This is a genomic window from Nocardia sp. (assembly GCF_025465275.1).
Taxonomy (GTDB): Bacteria; Actinomycetota; Actinomycetes; order Mycobacteriales; family Mycobacteriaceae; genus Nocardia.
On sequence record NZ_JAODNK010000157.1, the window covers coordinates 39259 to 58899 of the forward strand.

At 68.1% G+C, this 19641-nt stretch carries 16 protein-coding genes; 6 read left to right on the forward strand and 10 right to left on the reverse strand.

The features are described from left to right. Positions 1 to 128: 128 nt before the first annotated feature. On the reverse strand, positions 129 to 2687 hold the full coding sequence (locus tag JWN03_RS34100; RefSeq protein ID WP_297623680.1) for an Rv0361 family membrane protein: 2559 nt from the start codon (positions 2685 to 2687) through the stop codon (positions 129 to 131). 81 nt (positions 2688 to 2768) lie between these two features. Here JWN03_RS34100 and JWN03_RS34105 point away from each other — a divergent pair, with 81 nt between their 5' ends. Both JWN03_RS34105 and JWN03_RS34110 read left to right on the forward strand, forming a co-directional pair. Continuing rightward, positions 2769 to 3203, forward strand: a complete 435-nt coding sequence (locus tag JWN03_RS34105) for a DUF3151 domain-containing protein (RefSeq protein WP_297623682.1) — start codon at positions 2769 to 2771, stop codon at positions 3201 to 3203. A gap of 61 nt (positions 3204 to 3264) precedes the next feature. Next, a complete protein-coding gene (locus JWN03_RS34110; protein WP_297623727.1) occupies positions 3265 to 4359 on the forward strand; it encodes an FUSC family protein in 1095 nt (364 codons plus the stop codon). A gap of 3 nt (positions 4360 to 4362) precedes the next feature. Here JWN03_RS34110 and JWN03_RS34115 read toward each other — a convergent pair whose 3' ends face one another. Beyond that, the gene (locus JWN03_RS34115; protein ID WP_297623684.1) at positions 4363 to 5145 is read right to left on the reverse strand and encodes a site-2 protease family protein; all 783 of its coding nucleotides are present in this window, start codon (positions 5143 to 5145) and stop codon (positions 4363 to 4365) included. A gap of 52 nt (positions 5146 to 5197) precedes the next feature. Then, positions 5198 to 5857: a hypothetical protein gene (locus tag JWN03_RS34120; RefSeq protein WP_297623686.1), complete on the reverse strand. Its 660-nt coding sequence runs from the start codon at positions 5855 to 5857 to the stop codon at positions 5198 to 5200. Positions 5858 to 6220: 363 nt separating this feature from the next. Between JWN03_RS34120 and JWN03_RS34125 the strand changes: the two genes are divergently transcribed. Then, positions 6221 to 7510, forward strand: coding sequence for an adenylosuccinate synthase (locus tag JWN03_RS34125; RefSeq protein ID WP_297623688.1), 1290 nt, complete (start codon positions 6221 to 6223; stop codon positions 7508 to 7510). Between the two features lie 370 nt (positions 7511 to 7880). Here JWN03_RS34125 and yczR read toward each other — a convergent pair whose 3' ends face one another. Next, positions 7881 to 9380: a MocR-like transcription factor YczR gene (gene yczR, locus JWN03_RS34130; protein ID WP_297623690.1), complete on the reverse strand. Its 1500-nt coding sequence runs from the start codon at positions 9378 to 9380 to the stop codon at positions 7881 to 7883. Positions 9381 to 9441: 61 nt separating this feature from the next. Here yczR and JWN03_RS34135 point away from each other — a divergent pair, with 61 nt between their 5' ends. Further along, positions 9442 to 9744, forward strand: coding sequence for a hypothetical protein (locus JWN03_RS34135; RefSeq protein ID WP_297623692.1), 303 nt, complete (start codon positions 9442 to 9444; stop codon positions 9742 to 9744). A gap of 53 nt (positions 9745 to 9797) precedes the next feature. Beyond that, positions 9798 to 10358 (forward strand): methylated-DNA--[protein]-cysteine S-methyltransferase, encoded by a 561-nt coding sequence (locus tag JWN03_RS34140; RefSeq protein ID WP_297623694.1) that lies wholly within the window; start codon positions 9798 to 9800, stop codon positions 10356 to 10358. A 257-nt stretch (positions 10359 to 10615) separates the two neighbouring features. Here the strand turns inward: JWN03_RS34140 and JWN03_RS34145 are convergent, their stop codons facing one another. The 4 genes from JWN03_RS34145 to JWN03_RS34160 all read right to left on the reverse strand — a co-directional run bounded on the left by JWN03_RS34145 (position 10616) and on the right by JWN03_RS34160 (position 16828). Continuing rightward, positions 10616 to 11650 (reverse strand): hypothetical protein, encoded by a 1035-nt coding sequence (locus JWN03_RS34145; protein ID WP_297623696.1) that lies wholly within the window; start codon positions 11648 to 11650, stop codon positions 10616 to 10618. A 613-nt stretch (positions 11651 to 12263) separates the two neighbouring features. After that, a complete protein-coding gene (locus JWN03_RS34150) occupies positions 12264 to 13130 on the reverse strand; it encodes a hypothetical protein (protein WP_297623698.1) in 867 nt (288 codons plus the stop codon). 186 nt (positions 13131 to 13316) lie between these two features. Next, entirely contained in the window at positions 13317 to 15941 is a 2625-nt protein-coding gene (locus JWN03_RS34155) for a helix-turn-helix transcriptional regulator (protein ID WP_297623701.1), read from the reverse strand. Positions 15942 to 16006: 65 nt separating this feature from the next. Further along, positions 16007 to 16828: a helix-turn-helix transcriptional regulator gene (locus JWN03_RS34160; protein ID WP_297623704.1), complete on the reverse strand. Its 822-nt coding sequence runs from the start codon at positions 16826 to 16828 to the stop codon at positions 16007 to 16009. A 101-nt stretch (positions 16829 to 16929) separates the two neighbouring features. Here JWN03_RS34160 and JWN03_RS34165 point away from each other — a divergent pair, with 101 nt between their 5' ends. Next, positions 16930 to 17472, forward strand: a complete 543-nt coding sequence (locus tag JWN03_RS34165; protein WP_297623707.1) for a YceI family protein — start codon at positions 16930 to 16932, stop codon at positions 17470 to 17472. A 110-nt stretch (positions 17473 to 17582) separates the two neighbouring features. Here JWN03_RS34165 and JWN03_RS34170 read toward each other — a convergent pair whose 3' ends face one another. Then, positions 17583 to 18245, reverse strand: a complete 663-nt coding sequence (locus JWN03_RS34170; RefSeq protein ID WP_297623710.1) for a hypothetical protein — start codon at positions 18243 to 18245, stop codon at positions 17583 to 17585. A gap of 221 nt (positions 18246 to 18466) precedes the next feature. Then, complete coding sequence (locus JWN03_RS34175) at positions 18467 to 19564, reverse strand: CaiB/BaiF CoA transferase family protein (RefSeq protein ID WP_297623713.1); 1098 nt, start codon at positions 19562 to 19564, stop codon at positions 18467 to 18469. Between the last annotated feature and the right edge of the window lie 77 nt (positions 19565 to 19641).

Consider the following 19641-nt stretch of genomic DNA (forward strand, 5'->3'; position numbering starts at 1 on the left):
AATCCGCGCTATATTACCGGCGAGTTGGTCTGCTGACCAGGTGTTTGTGATGTTCGTCGCGGGCAGGTGCGCGAATATGTCACCCGCTCACAGGGAACATCTGCAGGTCGGTGTGGAGCGTTAGCAGATCAGTGTGGAGTGTTGGCTGGATCGCATACTTTCCAGCCGTCGGACGTGTGCTGCAGGTCGAAGGTGCGCGCCGACGTTTTTGCCGGATCGGCCTCGGTATAGACCGTGGCCTGCGCGATCGCGGAATCTCCGGTGATCTTGATCGCGTCCACGCTCTTCACCACCGGAATGCTCTTCTGCTCCTTCGACGTTCGGTACACACCGGCGAACTGATCCGCCGAAATATTCTGGTAGAAGTCGTGTTGCGTACCGCAGGTGATACCGCGCAGCTTGTCCAGATCGCCGGCCGCCAGCCCCGCCGTGTACGTCGAAATAGCACTCGTGACCTGGGTGTCCGGCGAATTGTCCGACGAGCTCTTCATCACCCCGACGACCACGCCGATCACGATGAGCACCGCCACGACCGCCGCGGCGATAATCCAGACCCGCTTGTTGGACTTGCCACTCGTCGCCGCAGGCTCGGCCCCCGCCTCACCGGCGGCAGGCACCCGCTGCGGCGCGGCAATGGTCCGGGACCCGTCCTGTCCTGGCCCCTGAACGCCGCCGGGGCCTTGCTGGCCGCCACCGGGACTCTGAGGGCCGCCCTGTGCGCCACCGGGGCCCTGCTGAACACCTTGTGCACCACCGGGACCCGAGCTTCCGCCCGGACCCTGCTGACCGCCCGGACCCTGCTGACCGCCCGGACCCTGAGGCCCGCCGGAACCCTGCGGCCCACTGAGGTTTTGGGGACTGCCGACACCCCGAGGAGCACCCGGACCCTGCTGACCGCCCGGACCTCGAGGTGCGCCGGGTCCTTGAGGTCCGTTCGGACCCTGCGGCCCACCGGGACCCTGAGGTCCACCCGGGCCCTGCGGCGCGCCCGCCCCGACTCGCTGCGGGCCCGGCGGTACGGCGCGCGGGCCGCGAATCGGATGTGCGGGCATGGTCGGCTGCATATCGGCGGGCGAAGGCGCACTGGCAGGCTGCCGCGGCGCGTTCGGCGGCCGCGGCGGCGAAGGCCGCGTCTCCTCGACGCCCCCCACCTGCTCGGGCGCATTCCCCCGCGGCCCGACATTCCGCGGCCCCGCATTCATTCGCGGCGACGCCGGCGGCTTGCTGACGGCCCGCCCCTGCGGCCCCGAAACCCGGATCTTCTCGGTGGCCTGATCTCCCTTGACGATCGGCAGCAGCGTAGTGGCGTCTTCGGACCCCGCCGGAACCTTCTGAATAGCAACGGTTTCGGAATCCGCCGCGCCCGAATCCGCACCGTCCCCGGCCTTTCCGGCCGCCTTCGCTGCGTCGTCCGAGTCCGGAGTCCCGGCCTGTCCCTTGCCGTCCTTCGTCCCGTCACCAGCTCCGGTCGCGGCAGCGCTCGACCCCGCCGCACCACTCTGCGTGTCAGCATCGGCGGAAACCGCCGGTCGAGCAGCATCGCCTGATCCGTCGTCGGCCTTCTGCTTCGGGGCATCACTCGACGCATCCGCAGAACCGCGCCCGCCGGCCCCGGCGGCTGCCGCGCCGGCCGCAGCTGCGCTACCGGCCTGTCCCGCGCCAGCACCCGGCTTCTCGGCTGCGTCACCTGCCTGGCTTGCTGCGCTATCTGCTTGTCCGGCTGCGCTCTTCGCCTGTGCGGCCGCGCCACCGCCCTGCCCTGCCGCGCCCCGCGCCGATCCGGCGGCAGCGTCCTGGCGTGGGACAACCTTGAACTGCGTGGTCACATCCGCTGACGGAGCGGGGTTTCCGGGCCCTGCCGGCGTAGCCGACCGCCCCACCTGCTGCGCCCCGAACACCTGCGGAGCACCACCTTGCGCGGCCGAACCACCTTGCGCGGCCGAACCTCCTTGCGCGGCCGAGCCACCTTGCGCGGCCGAGCCACCTTGCGCGGCCGAGCCACCTTGCGCGGCCGAGCCACCTTGCGCGGCCGAGCCACCTTGCGCGGCCGAGCCACCTTGCGCGGCCGAGCCACGCTGCGGGATCGAACCACCCTGCGCGGCACGGCCGCTCTGCGCGCCGGGATCACCCTGTGCAGGACCACCTTGCGAGCTCGGACCACCTTGCGAGGCAGGACCATTCGCCGCCGCCGGGTTGACACCCTGCGGGGCGGAACCGCGCTGCGGGATCGAACCACCTTGGGCAGAGTCACTCTGGAGGGCCGAGCCACCCTGCGAGCCCGGGCCGCCCTGCGGCGTCGGACCACTCGCGGACGCGGGGTTGCCACCCTGCGGGGCCGAACCACCTTGCGCGGCGGGCCTACCCGGTGCGGCGGGGTTGCCGCCCTGCGTACCGGGGCCGCTGGGCGGGGTGGCGCCGGCGCGGGGCGTGGTGGGGATACGGGTGGTGGGCCCTGCGGCCGGTTCGTACTTGATGGTGGCGAAGTTGGGTTTGCCCGCCGAGGTCGGGGGCAGGGGGGAGGGTGCGACGCCGCGGCGGATGATTTCGGTGGCGGCGGTCTGTGACGGGTCCGACGATGCGGCCGGTTGACCGGCGGGCGCCTGCGGAGTGTCCTGGCCGGCGCCCGTGCCGGGGGCTGCCGGGCGGGCAGGGTCCTGTGGCTGTTGGTCGTCGTTCGAGTCGGACACGCGCTACCCCTCGCTTCGGCGGAACTGTGATTCGACGGTCAGCCTACTGAGCATTTCGATGGTCGGTGCAGAATGATCGGCATGACGTCCTTCGGTGATCTGCTCGGACCGCAGCCGGTACTCCTTCCGGAAAACTCGGATGCGGAGGAAGCGCTGCTGGAGAATCAAGATCCGGTGCTGGTCGCAGCGGCGCATCCGACGGCCTCCATTGCCTGGGCGTACCTCGCCGAGGCCGCTCTCATCGCCGGCGCCGGCGAGGTGAATGCCGACACGCTCGCGGCCTACGCCTTCGCTCGCACCGGCTACCACCGCGGCCTGGACCTGTTGCGCCGCAATGGCTGGAAGGGCTTCGGCCCGGTGCCGTGGAGCCACGAACCCAACCAGGGTTTCCTGCGTGCCGTCGCGGTGCTGGCCAAGGCCGCCCGCACCATCGGCGAGAACGACGAATACGCCCGCTGCCTGGACCTGCTCGAGGATTGCGACCCGCGGGCCGCGGCCGAACTCGGGCTCGACTGACACTTTGACCAGTGGCCTGGGCACCACCTTCGACGCCGCCAAGGACAGCGGTGTCGCGCGCATGCGCATCGCTGCCGCCAGGGTCCGCTCCTCGTTGTTGCCGATCGTGCAGTGCGCGGTCGGTGCGGGGCTGGCCTGGTTCATCGCACATAAGGTGATCGGCCATCCGCAGCCGTTCTTCGCACCCATGGCCGCCATGATCTCCATCGGTGTGTCCTTCGGTGCGCGCCTGCGCCGGGCGGTCGAGCTGATCGTCGGTGTGTCCGTCGGCATCGGCATCGGCGACCTGTTCGTCTCCCGTTTCGGGACCGGCGTCTGGCAGATCTCGCTGCTGGTGATCTTCGCCATGTGCGCGGCCGTGTTCCTGGACGGCGGCCCGGTCATCACCATGCAGGCGGCGTCCTCGGCGGTGCTGGTGGCCACCCTGATTCCGCCGCACAGCGGGGCCTCGCATTTCCGCATCGTGGACGCCTTGGTCGGCGGCATGGTCGGCATCGTGGTGGTGGCGGCGATTCCGCTGCATCCGGTGCGCCGGGCCAGACAGCAGGCGGCCGACATTCTCGGCGTCATGGGCAAGGCGCTCACCGATGCCGCGGACGGCCTGCTGGAACACGACGCCGACAAGATCAAGGCGGCACTGGAAGCGGTGCGCGGCACGCAAACTCGCCTCGACACACTGCGCAGCACCCTCGCGGGCGGCCGGGAGATCAGCAGAATCTCACCGCTGTACTGGAATTCGCGCGCCCGCCTGGAGCGCATTCAAGACACTGCGGACCCGATCGACAATGCCGTCCGTAATACCCGCGTATTGCTGCGCCGCGCACTGTCTCTGGTGCGTGACGACGAAGTCCTGAACCCGAGTCTGACCCTCGAGGTGGAACAGCTCGGGAAGGCCGTGGAGGTGGTCCGCGAGATGGTGCTCGCCGATCCCGGCGAACAACCCGATGCCGCGGAGGCCACCCGAGTCCTGCGTTCGGTCGCCAAGGGCGCAACCAAGGACATGGTCGAGGGCGCGGGCATTTCCGCGCACGTGGTGTTCGCCCAGATCCGTTCGATCCTGGTCGATCTCATGCAGGTGTGCGGTATGCGCAGGCTCTCGTCCATCGCCATGCTGCCGCCGACCGTGCCGAATCCCTATGTGACGCCGATCGATTGAGCCTCAGGTCCAGAAGCGAGTGAGCGATCCGCCCCAGCTCGACCAGATCGAGGGCACGCCCGACAGGCCGAACAGTGCGCGAATGCCGTCGAAGAACGCGATATTGATCTGCGGCACGAACAACAGCGCCACCAGGATCAAGATTCCGTACGGCTTGATCTGATCCATGGACCGCCGCGTCTGATAGCTCAGCGACGGCTCCAGAATGCCGTAACCGTCCGTTCCCGGCACCGGGATCAGATTCAGCACGGTCGCCATGATCTGCAGGAACGCAAGGTAACTCAGCCCGAACCAGAACGCCGGATGCGACGACGAACTGCCCCAGAGCTTCACGATGACCAGCAGCACGATCGCGCACGTGGCGTTGACCGCCGGACCCGCACCGCTCACCGTCCGCTGCGTCCGCGCGTTGAAGGCCCCCGAATTCACGTACACCGCACCACCCGGCAGCGCGAACCCGCCGATGGCGATGAACAGGATCGGCAGCCCGATCGACAGCAGCGGATGGCTGTATTTCAGCGGGTTGAGCGTGAGATACCCGCGCAATTCCACATCCCGGTCGCCGGCCCGCCACGCCACATACGCGTGCGCGAACTCGTGCAGGCAGAGCGAGACGATCCAGCCCGCCACCACCATCACGAAGACGCCGAATTGGGCTTGGTGCGAGAGCAGATCGGAAATCCACGCCACCACGCCGCCCGCCACGGCGACGGCGATGACCAGCAGGAAGATCGGGCTCGGCCGCACGGCCCCCGGGGTTCGGCCGAGCGCGCGGGGAGAGCTCATCGGACTCCTTGTATGAGACCCCGGTTCGCAGCGGTGCGCCACCGGGAGAAGGTCAGCGGACCAGCAACCACGGTTCGTGGTGCCGATAGAAAGTGGAGCGCCGCACCGGCTTATCGGTGGTGATGCCGTCGCGGGTGACGATGGCGCCGCGGGTGCCGAGCTGCATGGCCCGGCCTTCCACCCAGCGCTTCTTCCGCAATCCGCGGTGCACGCTCGAGTGCAGGCCGGGCAGCTCCAGTGTGGGGGAAACCAGCAGGGCGGCGACTTTTCCGGTGAAGAGCCGCGTGTCGTCCACGTACGCTTCGCCTTCCAGCTTCCCGCCGTCCTCACCGACGAGAGTGGCGCGGCCGATGAGCACCTTGCCGGTGTCGTCGCGAATCAGCGGGGTTTCCTGCGGCTTGCCGTCGAGCGCGCGTTTGGCGGCGGCGCTGCCGGTGCCGGTCTCGTAGGCGCGGGAGCCGTAGGTGCGGTCGACGGGCACGTAGCCGATCTCGACGCCGAGCCGCTCGGTGCGCATCAGGTGGGTCAGGACCGCGGCCAGGCCGGCGTCCTCACCGAGCACGATCAAGCGGGGGAGACTGTCGGCGGCCATGACGGGCAGCAGCTCGTCCAGCAGCGTGGTATCCGGAATGGCCGACGTCTGGGTGAGGGGAAGGGCAGCGAGAGCGATCGGTACCGGTGCGCCGTCGCAGCGGAGAACATGGGTACTCAACTGCCGTACACCCTCCTCTGACCTGACAACACGATCCCCTCGCTGCAACTCTCGCGGACCCCCGGCCGGTCCGCCTCCGGTTGTCTCACCATAGTCCTGTTGAAGTGCCATCGCCCCGCCCGCTCAGCGCGCATCCCCCCATGTTCGCGGCCCGTCTCGTTCTGGACTGAGTGGAGCGGGGGAGCGAAGCGGAGGAGCGGAGGGAGGGAAGAACGAGACTCCCAGGGCCGCGAACCCGCCGTAGCGAAGCGGAGGCAGAAGATACAGAGCCATCTATTAGACTGTGCGTCCGGCCACCGCCTTCTGACGGCGGGTAGCTGCAGCATCACCGGTGCTGCGCGTCGAACCCGTAGGAGACTCCTAATGCCGGCAATCGTGCTGATCGGCGCCCAGTGGGGCGACGAGGGCAAGGGCAAAGCGACCGACCTGCTCGGTGGCCGCGTCCAGTGGGTAGTGCGGTACCAGGGCGGTAATAACGCGGGTCACACCGTGGTGCTGCCCAATGGCGACAACTTCGCCCTGCACCTGATTCCCTCCGGCATCCTCACCCCGGGTGTGACCAACGTCATCGGCAATGGTGTGGTGGTCGATCCGGGCGTGTTGCTCGATGAACTCGCGGGCCTGGAACAGCGCGGTGTGGACACCTCCCGCCTGCTGCTGTCGGCCGACGCGCACCTGATCATGCCGTACCACGTGGCCATCGATAAGGTCACCGAACGCTTCCTCGGCAATAAGAAGATCGGCACCACCGGCCGCGGCATCGGCCCCTGCTACCAGGACAAGGTCGCCCGCGTCGGCGTCCGGGTGGCCGACGTGCTGGACGAGAAGATCCTCACCCAGAAGGTCGAAGCCGCACTGGAATTCAAGAACCAGGTGCTGGTGAAGATCTACAACCGCCGCGCGCTGGACCCGCAGCAGGTGGTCGACGAGGTGCTCGAGAAGGCCGAAGGTTTCAAGCACCGCATCTCCGATACCCGCCTGCTGCTGAACCAGGCCATCGAGGCCGGCGAGATCGTGCTGCTGGAAGGCTCGCAGGGCACCCTGCTCGACGTCGACCACGGCACCTACCCGTACGTGACCTCCTCCAACCCGACCTCGGGTGGCGCGGCGGTCGGTTCGGGCATCGGCCCCAACAAGATCGAGACCGTCCTCGGCATCCTGAAGGCGTACACCACCCGCGTCGGCTCCGGCCCCTTCCCGACCGAACTCTTCGACGAGTCCGGCGTGTACCTGGCTAAGACCGGCGGCGAGGTCGGCGTCACCACCGGCCGCGCCCGCCGCACCGGCTGGTTCGACGCCGTGATCGCCCGCTACGCCACCCGCGTCAACGGCATCACCGACTACTTCCTCACCAAGCTCGACGTCCTCTCCAGCCTGGACACCATCCCGATCTGCGTGGCCTACGACGTCGACGGCGAGCGCGTCGAGCAAATGCCCACCACCCAAACCGATTTCCACCACGCCAAGCCCATCTACGAAGAAATGCCCGGCTGGTGGGAAGACATCTCCGGCTGCCGCACCTTCGAAGACCTACCCCCCAACGCCCAGGCCTACGTCCTGCGCCTGGAAGAACTCTCCGGCGCCCGCATGTCCTGCATCGGCGTAGGCCCCGGCCGCGACCAGACCATCGTCCGCCACGACATCCTGAGCTGACCACCCCCAGAACGCTTTTCGCCCCCGCCGCGTGAAAACGCCGCGGGGGCGACCCATTTCAAGGCGCTACCCTCCCGATCGGACCTAGAGAAGCACCATCCGACGACCGCACAGCCCGTGTCGAAACCGAACAGCCCTGACAAGTGCTGTTCCGCCAATACGCGGGCTGCGCGGTTTGACGGATGCTCGAAAACGCAACCACAGCCAGTCATCCCGCCGGAACGTAAGGACAGTTACTGGGCCGGAAGAGACAGCCGGGTACGGCAGGCGACGTGCCCAGCACTGCGTCTTTTTCGCACTTCATTTCGAGGCAATGCCTTCTCGGACCGCCCACCTCGCCCACCACGGCCGCCAATGAGCGAAGACCTGGTCAGTAGCAGGTCATCGGGGTCAGGGGCTCTATGGCGTGGGGGGTTAGGGAGTTGTAGGCGGCTGCCAGGCATTTGACGCCGATTCGGATGTCGGCTTCCTCGTGGGTGAAGGGGAGGCGGAGGAAGCGTTCGAAGGCGCCTTGGACGCCGAAGCGGGGGCCGGCGGCGAGGAGGACGCCGTGGTTGGGGGCGGTGGCGGCCAGGGCGGTGGAGACGGGGGCGGGGAGTTGGGCCCAGAGGGACATGCCGCCGGCACCGGGGGAGACGCGCCAGTCTGGGAGGTCCTCGGCGAGGGCGTCCAGGAGGGTGGCGCGGCGGGAACGCAGCTGTTGCCTTCGGACGGTGAGGATTTCGTCGGCGTGCTGGAGCAGGTGGACGGTTGCCAGCTGGTCCATGACCGGGGTGCCGAGGTCCATGGTGGAGCGGGTGCCGAGCAGTTTGGTGATGAGGGATTGGTTGGCGCGGACCCAGCCGACACGCAGGCCGCCCCAGAAGGATTTCGAGGCCGAGCCGATGGTCACGATCTCCGAGCCGCGCGCGAATGCTGCTACGGGCGGCATGATTTCGTCATCGGTGAGGTGCAGGTCCACCATGGATTCGTCGACGATCACCGTCATACGGGTTTCGCGGGCGATGGCGGCCAGCTCGGCGCGGCCCTCGGCGGAAAGCAGCAGGCCGGTGGGATTGTGGTAATCCGGCACCAGATACGCGATGCTTGCCGCGGTTTGCCTTGCCGCACTGCGGATTCCGTCGAGATCCCAGCCGTCCGGGCGCAGCGGCACCGGCACCGGGCGGGCGCCCACATCGCGAATGGCCTCGATGGCATTGGGGTAACTGGGGTGATCGATGAGCACTCGCTCCGCCGGGGTGGTGAGCACATTCAGCAGCAGCCGCAACCCGTGCTGCGCGCCGAGGGTGACCAGGATCTGATCGGGATCGGTGGGCAGCCCGCGCTCTGTGTACCGCCGGGCCAGCGCCTCCCGCAGCATGAGCATGCCGACCGGGTCCATGCCGTGCGTGCCTAGATACGTCGGAAGTCCCTGCAGCGCAGTGGTGTACGCATCCATCATCTCCACCGGCGCGGACATGGCGGCATAGGTCATATCGATAGTCGGCAGCTCCGGCTGCGCCATCATGGCGAGCAGACTGCGCGCCGGTTTGGTGCCGTCGTGCACCACCGTCGGCGGCAGCGCCACCGTGCTGCGCGAGCCCTGCCTGCTGATCAGATAACCGTGCTCGCGCAGCAGTGAGTACGCGGAGGTGACGGTGGTGCGGCTGACGCGCAGGCTGGTGGCCAGATCACGTTCGCTGGGCAGCGCGACGCCGAGCGGCGCCCGCCCGTCGTGAATGAGCAGCCGGACGCTTTCGGCCAGTGCCACATAGGCGGGCCGGGTCGTGCGCCTGCTGTTGTCGGCTGCCGGGGCGGCGCCGGGTTCGTCGTGCCGCCACCGGCCCAGGTCGCGGGTAAGGCTGGCCGCGCCGATCACTCGTATCGCCATAAAGGCCAGTATCCGGGTACTGGATATTTTCTTCAAGTCCAGAACCGGCCACCATGGGGTGATGATCGTTATGCTCGCCTCCTTGCTGGTAGTCGCAGCTTTCGCCGGGATCGTCTACCGGTTCGCTCCCAAGCCGGACGAGCGCTGGGGCGTGCTGCTGGAGCGCTACCGCCCGCATGCACCGATGTCAGACTGGTCGGTCGCGGAATACGACGGGGCACGGCAATACTCCGACCTCTCCGCTGCGGCCGCGCATCAGGATGCGCTCGAACCCGAACGTCCGGTACGCCGCGCTCGCCGCCGCGCCTCGGCCCGTCCCGATCTTGCGAACATCCCCTGCCGTGGCGAATCAGTCCAGTTCTAGAGAACTGGCCTTTATCAACTGGACTTGTCGGTGCCTCGGTGCACACTGGCTCTATGTCGCAACCGGACCGCCCGCTCGCCTCGGCGGCGCTCTTCGACACCGCGATCGGCACCTGTGCCATCGCCTGGAGCGTCGCCGGAGTGCTGCGCTTCGCCCTCCCCGAGCCAGATCCAGCGGCCACCCTCGCGTACGTGCTGCGCCGTCACCGCACTTTCGACGTCCGGGAAGCCGCACCCACTCCTGAAATCGCCGCGGTTATCGAGAAGATCCGCGCCCATCTCGCCGGAGACCTCGACGACATGCACTGGATCCCCTTGGACACCAGTCCTTTCAACGATTTCGACCGCGCCGTCTACTCGGTCGCCCGCGCCATCGACCCCGGCCACACCCTGAGCTACGGCGAGATCGCGCACCGCATCGGAGCCCCCGGCGGCGCCCAGGCGGTAGGCCAATCCCTGGGCCGCAACCCCATTCCCCTGATCATCCCGTGCCACCGAGTCCTGGCCGCCGACCACGCCCTGCACGGTTTCTCCGCCCCCGGCGGCCTGACCACCAAACAGCGGCTCCTGGAAATCGAGCGCACCCCGGGCTTCGGCGAACCCACCCTCTTCTGATCCCTCCGAACACCCGGCGGGCCGCATTGAACAGGTGGCAATCCTGTTCTCCCCGTTTGCTTCATCGGCATACTGTTCCTGCTGATCAACTATGCCCGGAAAATCAGCGCCGTGTAGCCGCCGCGAGATTCATCGAGAGGGCTCTGGTTGCGCCAACACGCCGGAGCTGCCCTCCACCAGAGCCCGATGATCATGAAAGAGCGCCCGCCCCATACGGTTTCGTATGATGCGGGCGCTGTTGTATTGCGCGGGCGTTGTTAGAAGGCACCGCCGAGGAAGCCGCCGACTGCGCCACCCGCGACACCACCGGCAACACCGCCGACCACTGCTGCCGGAATGCCGACGATCGCGGCTCCTGCCGCTCCACCGACACCCGCGCCGATCAAAGCGCCGCCGATCGCACCGCCAGGAACATCGATGGGCGCTGTCCACGGCAGGACGGTCGCGCCGATCACACCGAGACCGGCCCCGACGCCTGCTCCGATGGCTGCACCGACAACCGCGCCCGGTACAGCGCCTGCGATCGCGCCCGGCACGCCGAGGCCGATGGCACCGGCCGTTGCGCCGGTTGCGACACCGGCGAGGGTGCCGGCGGCGATGCGGTCGGAGCGGGTCGGGTTGATGCCGATGGAGTTGAAGCCGGTGGCGAGGGCTGCCTCGGCGGTGGCGGCGGTGGTGTTGACCGGGTTCAGGATGGTGTCGGGGAGTTGATCCGGTGCGGCGGTGGTGAAGTCGCCCAGGCGCAGGGTGCGGGGCGGGGGTGCGATGGGGGCTACCGGGGTGACCACGGTGGGGGCGTGCAGTTGCTGCCAGTTGATGGCGGGGGCTGCTTCGGGCTGGGGGATCGCGCGGAAGTTCGGCGGGACAGCGTAATTCGCGCCGGCGGTCACGCCCGGTGAGGCGGGCTGGGGCACGGTTGTGACGCCGGGCTGGATCGGTCCGGGGCGCGATTCCAGGCGGTCGGGATTGACGGCGGGTGCGGCCACGCCGGGCTGCGCCGAGCGAGGATTGGCGAATTGGGGTGCGAACGCACCGTTTCCGGGTGCCGACGCTGCGCCTCCGCCGGGCGAATTTGCCGCGTCGGGTGACTGCGCCGTACCAGGAGACTGCGCCGTGCCGGGCGACTGCAAGGTGCTCGACGGCCCGGCGGCACCACTCGCGCTACTCGAGGGCGCAGTGCTCTGTGGTTCGGTGGCGCTGGAACACGCCACCGCGAGAGCAAGCGGAAGCGTGCCGACGATCAAGGCGCGACGTGCCGCGCCGGTCTTCTTTTCGAGTTGCCGACGGGTCACGCCGGATCACCACCCTCATCAGGAATAGATCTACTGGTAAACATGCAATTGCTTCTGCGCCAATTGATTTCACGCAGATCGAGGGAGCTGCCGAAACCGCCCAATCGAAGACCGCCGATACGGCTCCGCCCCACCCGATGGTGCGCGCACCCGATCGCCGCTGTAGTCAGGTCCGAAACCTCGCACCCTCTCGCTTGCGCGTGTCGGGATCTTCCGGCCACCGCCATCGGTGCGAATCCCTATGCGTCGCCGCTGACCTCGAAGTGGCTGGTGGACTCGGACCCGAAACTCATGCCGCAGCTCCCGATCTGTGCTCTCCGGGCCAGGTCCGATAACGCACACGCCGCCGGCGCGAATCCCCGTGCGCCGCCGCAGTGATGGGGATCAGAGCCAAAACCTCACCCGCCACCGGTCGCAGAGCGGACCCGCCGATAGCTGCGATCCGAAGGCCGGGGCCGAAGCGCATGTGCCGGGCAATCCCGAGACAGTGCCTGGGCTGTGCCGAGCACGGTGGAGCCGGAAGATCCGGTGCTGGGCCCATAGTCGGGTCCTGCTCAGAGGTTCGCTCCGGCTCGGTAGTTGCGGTGACTTCATCGGTAACTCCGGGACATGGTCAGAACGCGCCGCCGAGGAAGCCGCCGGCTGCGCCGCCCGCAACACCGCCGAGGACTGCGGCCGGGACGCCGATGACGACGGCACCCAGGCCCGCGCCCACGGCTGCGCCGACACCGGCACCGATGAGCGCACCGCCGCCGATGATCGGCACGGCGGCCGGTGCGGCGATGGCCGCGCCGAGCCCGCCGGTCGGAACGCCCGCGGCGACCGCGGTACCGGCAACGATTGCGACGCCGATGCCCGCGCCGATACCGGCACCGACACCCGCGCCGATGAGGCCGCCGCCGACCGCACCGCCGATGGCGGACGGAATCCCGACGATGGCCGCGCCGAGGACTGCGCCGCCCGCGGTGGCGGCGGCGATCTTGTCGGAGCGCGACGGGTTGATGCCGACGGACTGCAGGCCGGTGGAGATGACCGCTTCGGTCTGCGCGGCGGCATCATTGACCGGGTTGAGGATTTCGTCCGGCAGCTCGTCCGGCGCCGGGGTGACGAATTCGCCGATGCGTACGGTGCGCGGCGGGGGAGCGATCGGCTCGACCGGTGTGATCGGCTCGGGGGCGTGCAGTTCCTGCCAGTTGATGGCCGGGGCCGGGTCGGTCTCGACCGGGATGGGCCGGTGGTTCTCCGGCACGGCGTACTCGGCCTGCGGGGCCGGGGGAGTGACAGTGGTGCCGGGCTGGCGGGGCGAGAGGGCGTGCTCGGAGCCGGGCGAGGACGCGCCGGGGTCGGTGACACCCGGCTGCGGGATGGCCTGAGCAATACCCGCGCAGGCGATGGCGACGGCCAGCGGCAGGGCGCCGAGGACAGGCCGGAAGGCATGTCGTGCGACGCCGCTGTTCATTTCTCGATGCCGACGACTCACGTCGAAACACCACCCTCATCAGATTGGAACTGTCCCCCGGAGACCGGACTCGGTCGCCTCGCGGGGATGGTAGCTGATGAGAAACCAGTAATTCCAGATCGGAATCAATCGATCCGATCGATGACGTCACGCGGCGAGACAAATCCCACAAACGCTGGTAGGAGCCTTTTGGGAAGGCTGTGCTGATCAGCTTTCGAATTTGCCGACAGATGACCCGCCGCGCATGAGATCGGCCAGCGCCTCCCGATCGGTGACGTCGAGCTTGATACAGGCGCGGTAGAGGTGGCCTTCCACGGTGCGTACCGACACGGTGAGCCGATCGGCGATCTGCCGGTTGGACAGTCCCGCGGCAACCAGATTCGCGATTTCACGTTCCCGCGAAGTGAGCGGCAACGGCTGCGCGGACTGCCGCAGGGCGGGCGTACTGGCCCCACCACACGCGGCGGCGAGCCGGTTGGCGGTCGCCGCGGATTCCAGCAGACGGCGGCGATCACCCGAGCGCTCGTGTGCGGAGGCCGCCTGCGCGGCGGCATCGGCCGCCGACAGCAGCACCCCGATTTCCTCGAATTCAGCTGCGGCAGTGTCCAACCCGGCGCCATCGTGCGCCGCGACGGCCACCGCGTGCCGGGACTGGACCTGCACCAGCCGGCCGTCCACCCGAGCGGCCAGATCCGCGAGTCGGCCCGCCACCGAATGATCACCGAAGCGAGCCGCGGTATGCAGCGCCATAGCTTCGATGGCGTGCTGATGTGAGCGCGCCGCCGCATCGGCCGCACCGAGCGCCAGCCGCACGGCAGGAGTTGCGATGCCCTCGGCAGCGGCCTGCCATGCCTTGGCGATCTCCAGCATCGGTTCGTATACGGCACTGTGCCGCCCACCGCGTTCGATGGCGGCGGCAATGGATTCCGCCGCGTCGGTGGCACGCCCCACCGCCGAATACGCTTCGGCCAGACGGAGTCTCGCGGGAAACATCCAGGCTGCCGCGCCCTCGGTGGTGAGCGCGGCGAGCGCCTGTTCGAGATTGTCGATGCCCTGCGGGAACCTGCCCTGCGCGACATCGACGGTGCCCTGCAGAATCTTCGTCATCCCCCATGCCAGGTACTGGCCGGGCGAAGAATAAGTGTAAGGGCTACTGGCACAACGCCTTGCGGCATCCAGATCCCCGGTGAAGGTGAGCGCCAGCACTTCCGCGTGCGCGGACATGAACCGATTCAGCCCGTCGATATGCGATTCGATGGCATGCCCGCGCTCCGCATACTGCCGGGCGGCATCACCACGTCCCATGAGCGCCAGGGCGAGTCCGCCGCCGAAGGCCGCCCACCAGACCGCCCACGGCGGCGCGTCATCGGCGGCCATGACGGGTTCGGCCAGCGCGAAGGCCTCGTCGAGCTTGTTCTCATTGACCGCGCACGCGGAAGCGAGTCCGTCCAGTGTTGCCACGATCTTGGGATGCTTCGCCCGCCGGCGCACCGAGTCCAGCACTTCGTCCGCGCGATCGGCATCGCCCATGGACCACAATAGATTCGAGACGCGAGTACTGCCCCAGCGCGCCAGCTGCACCTCGGTCAATTGGTCCGGATCGAAGACCGCGAGGGTGCGTTCGGCCTCGATGCGATGCCCCTGCCACAGCAGTGCCCGTGCCAGCAGATCGGCGGCCTCGACACCGCCGCGCCGCTCCACCGCCGCCCGCGCGAACCTTTCTCCCAGTGGGAGATTCGCCAACCCGATGGCGTCGGCCGCAGCGGCCTCGAACAGTTCGAGATCAGCGGATTTGTCACTGTCCAAAGCCAATTCGGCGAGCCGGATGCGGTCGGGCGCGGAATGGATGGGCCGTTCCCGCAGTGACGTGTACAGCCGCCCGCGCAGTCGCCGTGCCGAGGCGATGCCGAGCCGCCGCCGGATCACCTCGCCGAACAGTGGATGGTTGTACCGCACCAGCAGCTGCCGGCCGTTCTCGACAATCCTTATGACACCGCGTGATTCGGCAGTCTCCACGGCTTCCTCGCCCGCGAGTTCGGCGAGCACATCCAGGTCGATCGGCTCGCAGAAGGTGAGCAGTTCCAACACCCGCAGCACCGGTTCGGGCAGCTGTTCCACCCGATCCTCCAGTAGCGCAGCCAATTCCGAGGTGACGGCGGCCCGCCCGCGCAACTGCCACACCCCCTTGACCTGCCGCAGCGTGCCCGCTTCGAGCGCGCCCTCGACCAGATGCCGCAGGAACAGCGCGTTCCCGCCGGAGGATTCCCACATGAGATTGGCGGTGAAGCCCTCCAACTGCCCGCCGAGCATGTTCTCCACCAGCTCCACGCTCTGCCGCTGACTGAACGGCGACAGATCGATGCGCAGCAGATGCCCGTCCTTCCACAGCGAGGTCACCGCATCCGGCACCGGCACCCCGCTGCGCACGGTGGCCACAATGTGCGCGGCCTTGTCGATGGCGAGCTGCAGCAGCAGGGTGGCGGACAGCTGATCGAGCAGGTGGGCGTCGTCGACGCCGATAATGGTGTGCCCGTCCGCAAGCAGCGCCTCCCGCGCGGCCGCCATGAAGGTCACCGGATCGTGGGCGGTGTACACGCCGACCATATGGGCGAATACGCCGAGCGGAATACTGCGCGCGGATTCGGTCCCGGCGACCCAGCGAATGTTCCCGGCAGAGCCGTTCACAGTGGTCGTGGCCAGCCGGGCCAGCGTGGTTTTGCCGACCCCCGCGTCACCGGTGAGGACCGCTCCGACGAAATCATTGCCGGTCAGCGCGGACGTAATCGTTTCGAGCTCGTTCTCGCGTTCGACCATCGGCCAATTCCGAGCCATAGGTCAACTGTAGTTCGCCCGCCCTTCGTGAGCGGGGGGAACGAACGGGCCCACGATACGGAGACCTATTCGTTGACCAGCCGCAATCCGGGCGCCTGCGCCTTGCGGCGATCGACCAGCCACACCTGAATGCTCAGGTCGGCGGCCGGGTCGAGGGTTTCGATTTCCACCTCGACATGTCCGCGCAGTGGATGCTCGATGAGCAGCACCCGGGTGCGATAGTCCATAACCCGGTGTTCTCGCCAGCGGCGATCGAATTCCGGATAGCGCTGCAAGGCGGTGATCCGGGCCTCGAGGCTGCGGTCGTCGGTGAACCGGGTCTGCGCACTGCGCAGCGTGGAAACGGCGATATCGGCGGCATCCGCCCAATTGCTGAAATAACGCTGGGCGTCGGGGTGCGCGAAGAGATAGTTCGCGAAATTGCCGCCCGCGGATTCATCGAACAGGCCGAGAGGTTCGGCGAAATCGCGCCAGGACGGATTCCAGGCCAGCAGATCCATCCAGCGCCCGAGTACGAAGGCGGGTGTCGGGTGCATGGCGTCGATGACCGCGCGCAGCGTCTCGGAGACCTGTTCGCGGGCTTGGCCACTGGTGGGGCAGGTCTCCTTGAGCTCCATACCCATGGCGAGCCTGCCGAAGTGGTGTCGTTCGACTTCATTGAGCCGCAGGGCATCCGCGAGCGCGCCCAGGACCGAGGTGGAGGGATTGGTATCCCGGCCCTGCTCGAGCCGGGCCAGGTAGTCTGCGCTCACGCCGGCCAGTGCGGCGACCTCCTCGCGACGCAGTCCGGGGGTGCGGCGTCGCCGGCCTACGGGCAGGCCGACCTCTTCGGGCTGCAGTTGTGCGCGCCGTGCGATGAGGAACTCGGCGAATTCAGATCGGGACACTCCTCCATGGTGCCCTGTCCTGGTCTCGTTAGCCCCGCCCTGCCAATGCCAGGATAACGAGAGTGTGGATAACCGGACTGAAGTCCGGTTAGACTTCCGGCATGACGACTTCTGAGCAGACCGTGATTGCCCCCGGCTCCTGGACCCTGGACGCGAACCACTCCTCGGTCAACTTCACCGCCCGCCACCTGGGAATTTCCAAGGTCCGCGGCCGTTTCAACAAGTTCGAGACCAGCTTTGTCGCCGACGAAGCCGGCAAGGCCGTCATCGAGGCCACCATCTACCTCGACTCCTTCGATACCGGCAACGAGCAGCGTGACGGCCACGTCCGCAGCGCCGACATCCTCGACACCGCGAACCTGAGCACGCTGCACTTCAAGGTCACCGAGCCGGTCACCGTTGCCGCCGAGTTCGAGGTCACTGGCGAGGTCACCCTCGGCAATGTGACCAAGCCCGTCACCCTCGACGTCGAATGGGGCGGCGTCCAGGTCTTCCCCGGCGACCAGAAGCAGCACGCCGGCTTCACCGCCACCGGCGTCATCAAGCGCAGCGAATTCAATATCGCCGTCGGCCTCCCCACCGCCATGCTGGGCGACAAGATCGCCATCGAGCTCGACATCCAGCTCGTCGAGCCGTCCGCCTGATCCTTCCGGCGTAAACAACGAAATGCCAAGCGGCGGCACCCGATTCGGGTGCCGCCGCTGGATTCTGCCCGGGTGCTGTCGCCTGCCCGGTGGTGACTATGGGGTGGTGACTACGGGGTGACCCCGGCCGCACCGGCTCCGGCGCCGACCGCCGCGCCGATGCCCGCGCCCACCGCTGCGGCAGGCAGGCCCAGCGCGGCCGCGCCGAGCGCACCACCGGCAACCGCGCCCAGTGCCGCGCCGGCGGCAATGCCACCGGCCGCACCGGCGGCCTCGGCGGCCAGCCCGGCCACGAACACCGGCCCATCGATGGTGCACCAGGTGGTGATGCAGCCGACGGCGGCAGCGGTCAGCGCCGCGACGGCGGGTGCGCCGATGCCGACGAGGAATCCGGCGCCGGCACCGACCACACCACCGGCGACCGCACCGCCCGCACCGCCGATGATGCCCGCGGGGATACCGGCGGCGAGGGCGCCGATACCCGCGCCGGCCAGCGCGGCATTGCCGACCTTCACCGGATCCGGGCCGGCTGCGTCGATCGGCGCGGCCGGGACCGGCTCGGCGATCGGCGCGATTGCGGCCGGCTGCACCTGGGCCGGTGCGACGGCTTCCGGCTGGGTCGCGGCCGGTGCGGTCACCGCGGCGGGCGCGATCATCGGCTGGTCGATGGGTGCGGCCTGCGAGAGCCCGGCGCATATGACTGCGACCGCGACGGGCATGGAGAGAACGGCCGCGGTGCGACCGGCGAGCAGCGTCGAACGACGTGAGAACAAAATTACCCCCGAGTAAGTTTTGCAGAGGGCTTCGACGCTATCGGTTGGCAATCTGGATACTCAAGCTAAATGTCGGATTCGGTGCTGTGACCTACACCGAATGTTGTTCCCATTCATGTGAATCGGCTATTGATCTGCGCGCCCGTCGCGTGGGTACAGCACAGCGGCGGTGCCCAATTGGGTACCGCCGCTGCATGTTCAGTGTGGATCGGATCGAAAAGTTAGTCCGCCCAGACGCTTTCGATCGGAGTGCCCGCGTTCGGCGGCGGAGTCGGGATGCCGCCCGGCGTGCGGGAGAAGCGCGGCGCCGGTGCGTGCTGCACGACGCCGTCGATCTCGATGAGCCCCGAACGCGCCACAATGTGCGGATTCTGTTCCGCTTCAGTGAAAGTCAGCACGGGGGTGGTGCAGGCATCGGTGTTCTCGAAGATCGCCCACCACTCGTCGCGGGTCCTGGTCTTGAACTTCTCGGTGAACAGCTTGCGCAACTGGTCCTGGCCGTTGGGGTCGAGCTGGAAGGGCAGGCCCTCCGAATCGATCTCCAGGCCCTTCAGCATTTCGGCGTAGAACTGCGGCTCGATGCAGCCGACCGCCATGTACTTGCCGTCGGAGGTCTCATAGGTGTCGTAGAAGGCCATGCCGGTGTCGAGCAGGTTGGTGCCGCGCTCATCGGACCACAGGCCCATGCCCTTCATGCCCCAGATCATGTGCGAAAGGGCAAGCGCCCCATCGATCATGGCGGAGTCGATGACCTGCCCCTTACCGGAGTTCTGCCGTTCCACCAGCGCGGCGAGAATGCCGAAGACCAGGAACATGGAGCCGCCACCGAAGTCGCCCACCATATTCAGCGGCGGCACGGGGCGTTCGCCCTTGCGCCCGATGGCATTCAGCACACCGGTCAGCGAGATGTAGTTGATGTCGTGCCCGGCGCGATCGGCCATCGGCCCGTCCTGGCCCCAGCCGGTCATGCGGCCGTACACCAGTCGCGGATTGCGCTCGAGCGCCGTCTCGGGGCCCAGGCCCATGCGCTCGGTGACGCCCGGGCGGAAGCCCTCGATGAGCACATCGGCCTTCTCGACGAGCCCGAGCACCTTCTCGATATCGGCCGGATCCTTCAGATTCGCCTCGACGATGGTGCGGCCACGCCACTGCGGCCGCTCCATGAAGCCGGGGAACTGGTTCGGCCGCTGCACCCGGACCACGTCCGCGCCGAGGTCCGCGAGCAGCAGCGCCGCGTGCGGACCGGGGCCGATCCCGGCCAGTTCAACAACCCGGACGCCCGCGAGCGGGCCCTGCTTGGCGGTGGATGGAGTGCTCACGCCCTACCTCGGTTCATCGTCGATCCCAGTGCGCACCGGCTCACAACACCGGTGTTGACGGTATGACAATAACGCGG

What these genes read in the sequence shown, in the direction of transcription:
- JWN03_RS34105 (WP_297623682.1), top strand. Translation starts at nt 2,769, where the DNA reads ATGACGTCCTTCGGTGATCTGCTCGGACCGCAGCCGGTACTCCTTCCG.
- JWN03_RS34110 (WP_297623727.1), top strand. Translation starts at nt 3,265, where the DNA reads ATGCGCATCGCTGCCGCCAGGGTCCGCTCCTCGTTGTTGCCGATCGTG.
- JWN03_RS34115 (WP_297623684.1), bottom strand. Translation starts at nt 5,145, where the DNA reads ATGAGCTCTCCCCGCGCGCTCGGCCGAACCCCGGGGGCCGTGCGGCCG.
- JWN03_RS34125 (WP_297623688.1), top strand. Translation starts at nt 6,221, where the DNA reads ATGCCGGCAATCGTGCTGATCGGCGCCCAGTGGGGCGACGAGGGCAAG.
- yczR (WP_297623690.1), bottom strand. Translation starts at nt 9,380, where the DNA reads ATGGCGATACGAGTGATCGGCGCGGCCAGCCTTACCCGCGACCTGGGC.
- JWN03_RS34135 (WP_297623692.1), top strand. Translation starts at nt 9,442, where the DNA reads ATGATCGTTATGCTCGCCTCCTTGCTGGTAGTCGCAGCTTTCGCCGGG.
- JWN03_RS34140 (WP_297623694.1), top strand. Translation starts at nt 9,798, where the DNA reads ATGTCGCAACCGGACCGCCCGCTCGCCTCGGCGGCGCTCTTCGACACC.
- JWN03_RS34155 (WP_297623701.1), bottom strand. Translation starts at nt 15,941, where the DNA reads ATGGCTCGGAATTGGCCGATGGTCGAACGCGAGAACGAGCTCGAAACG.
- JWN03_RS34165 (WP_297623707.1), top strand. Translation starts at nt 16,930, where the DNA reads ATGACGACTTCTGAGCAGACCGTGATTGCCCCCGGCTCCTGGACCCTG.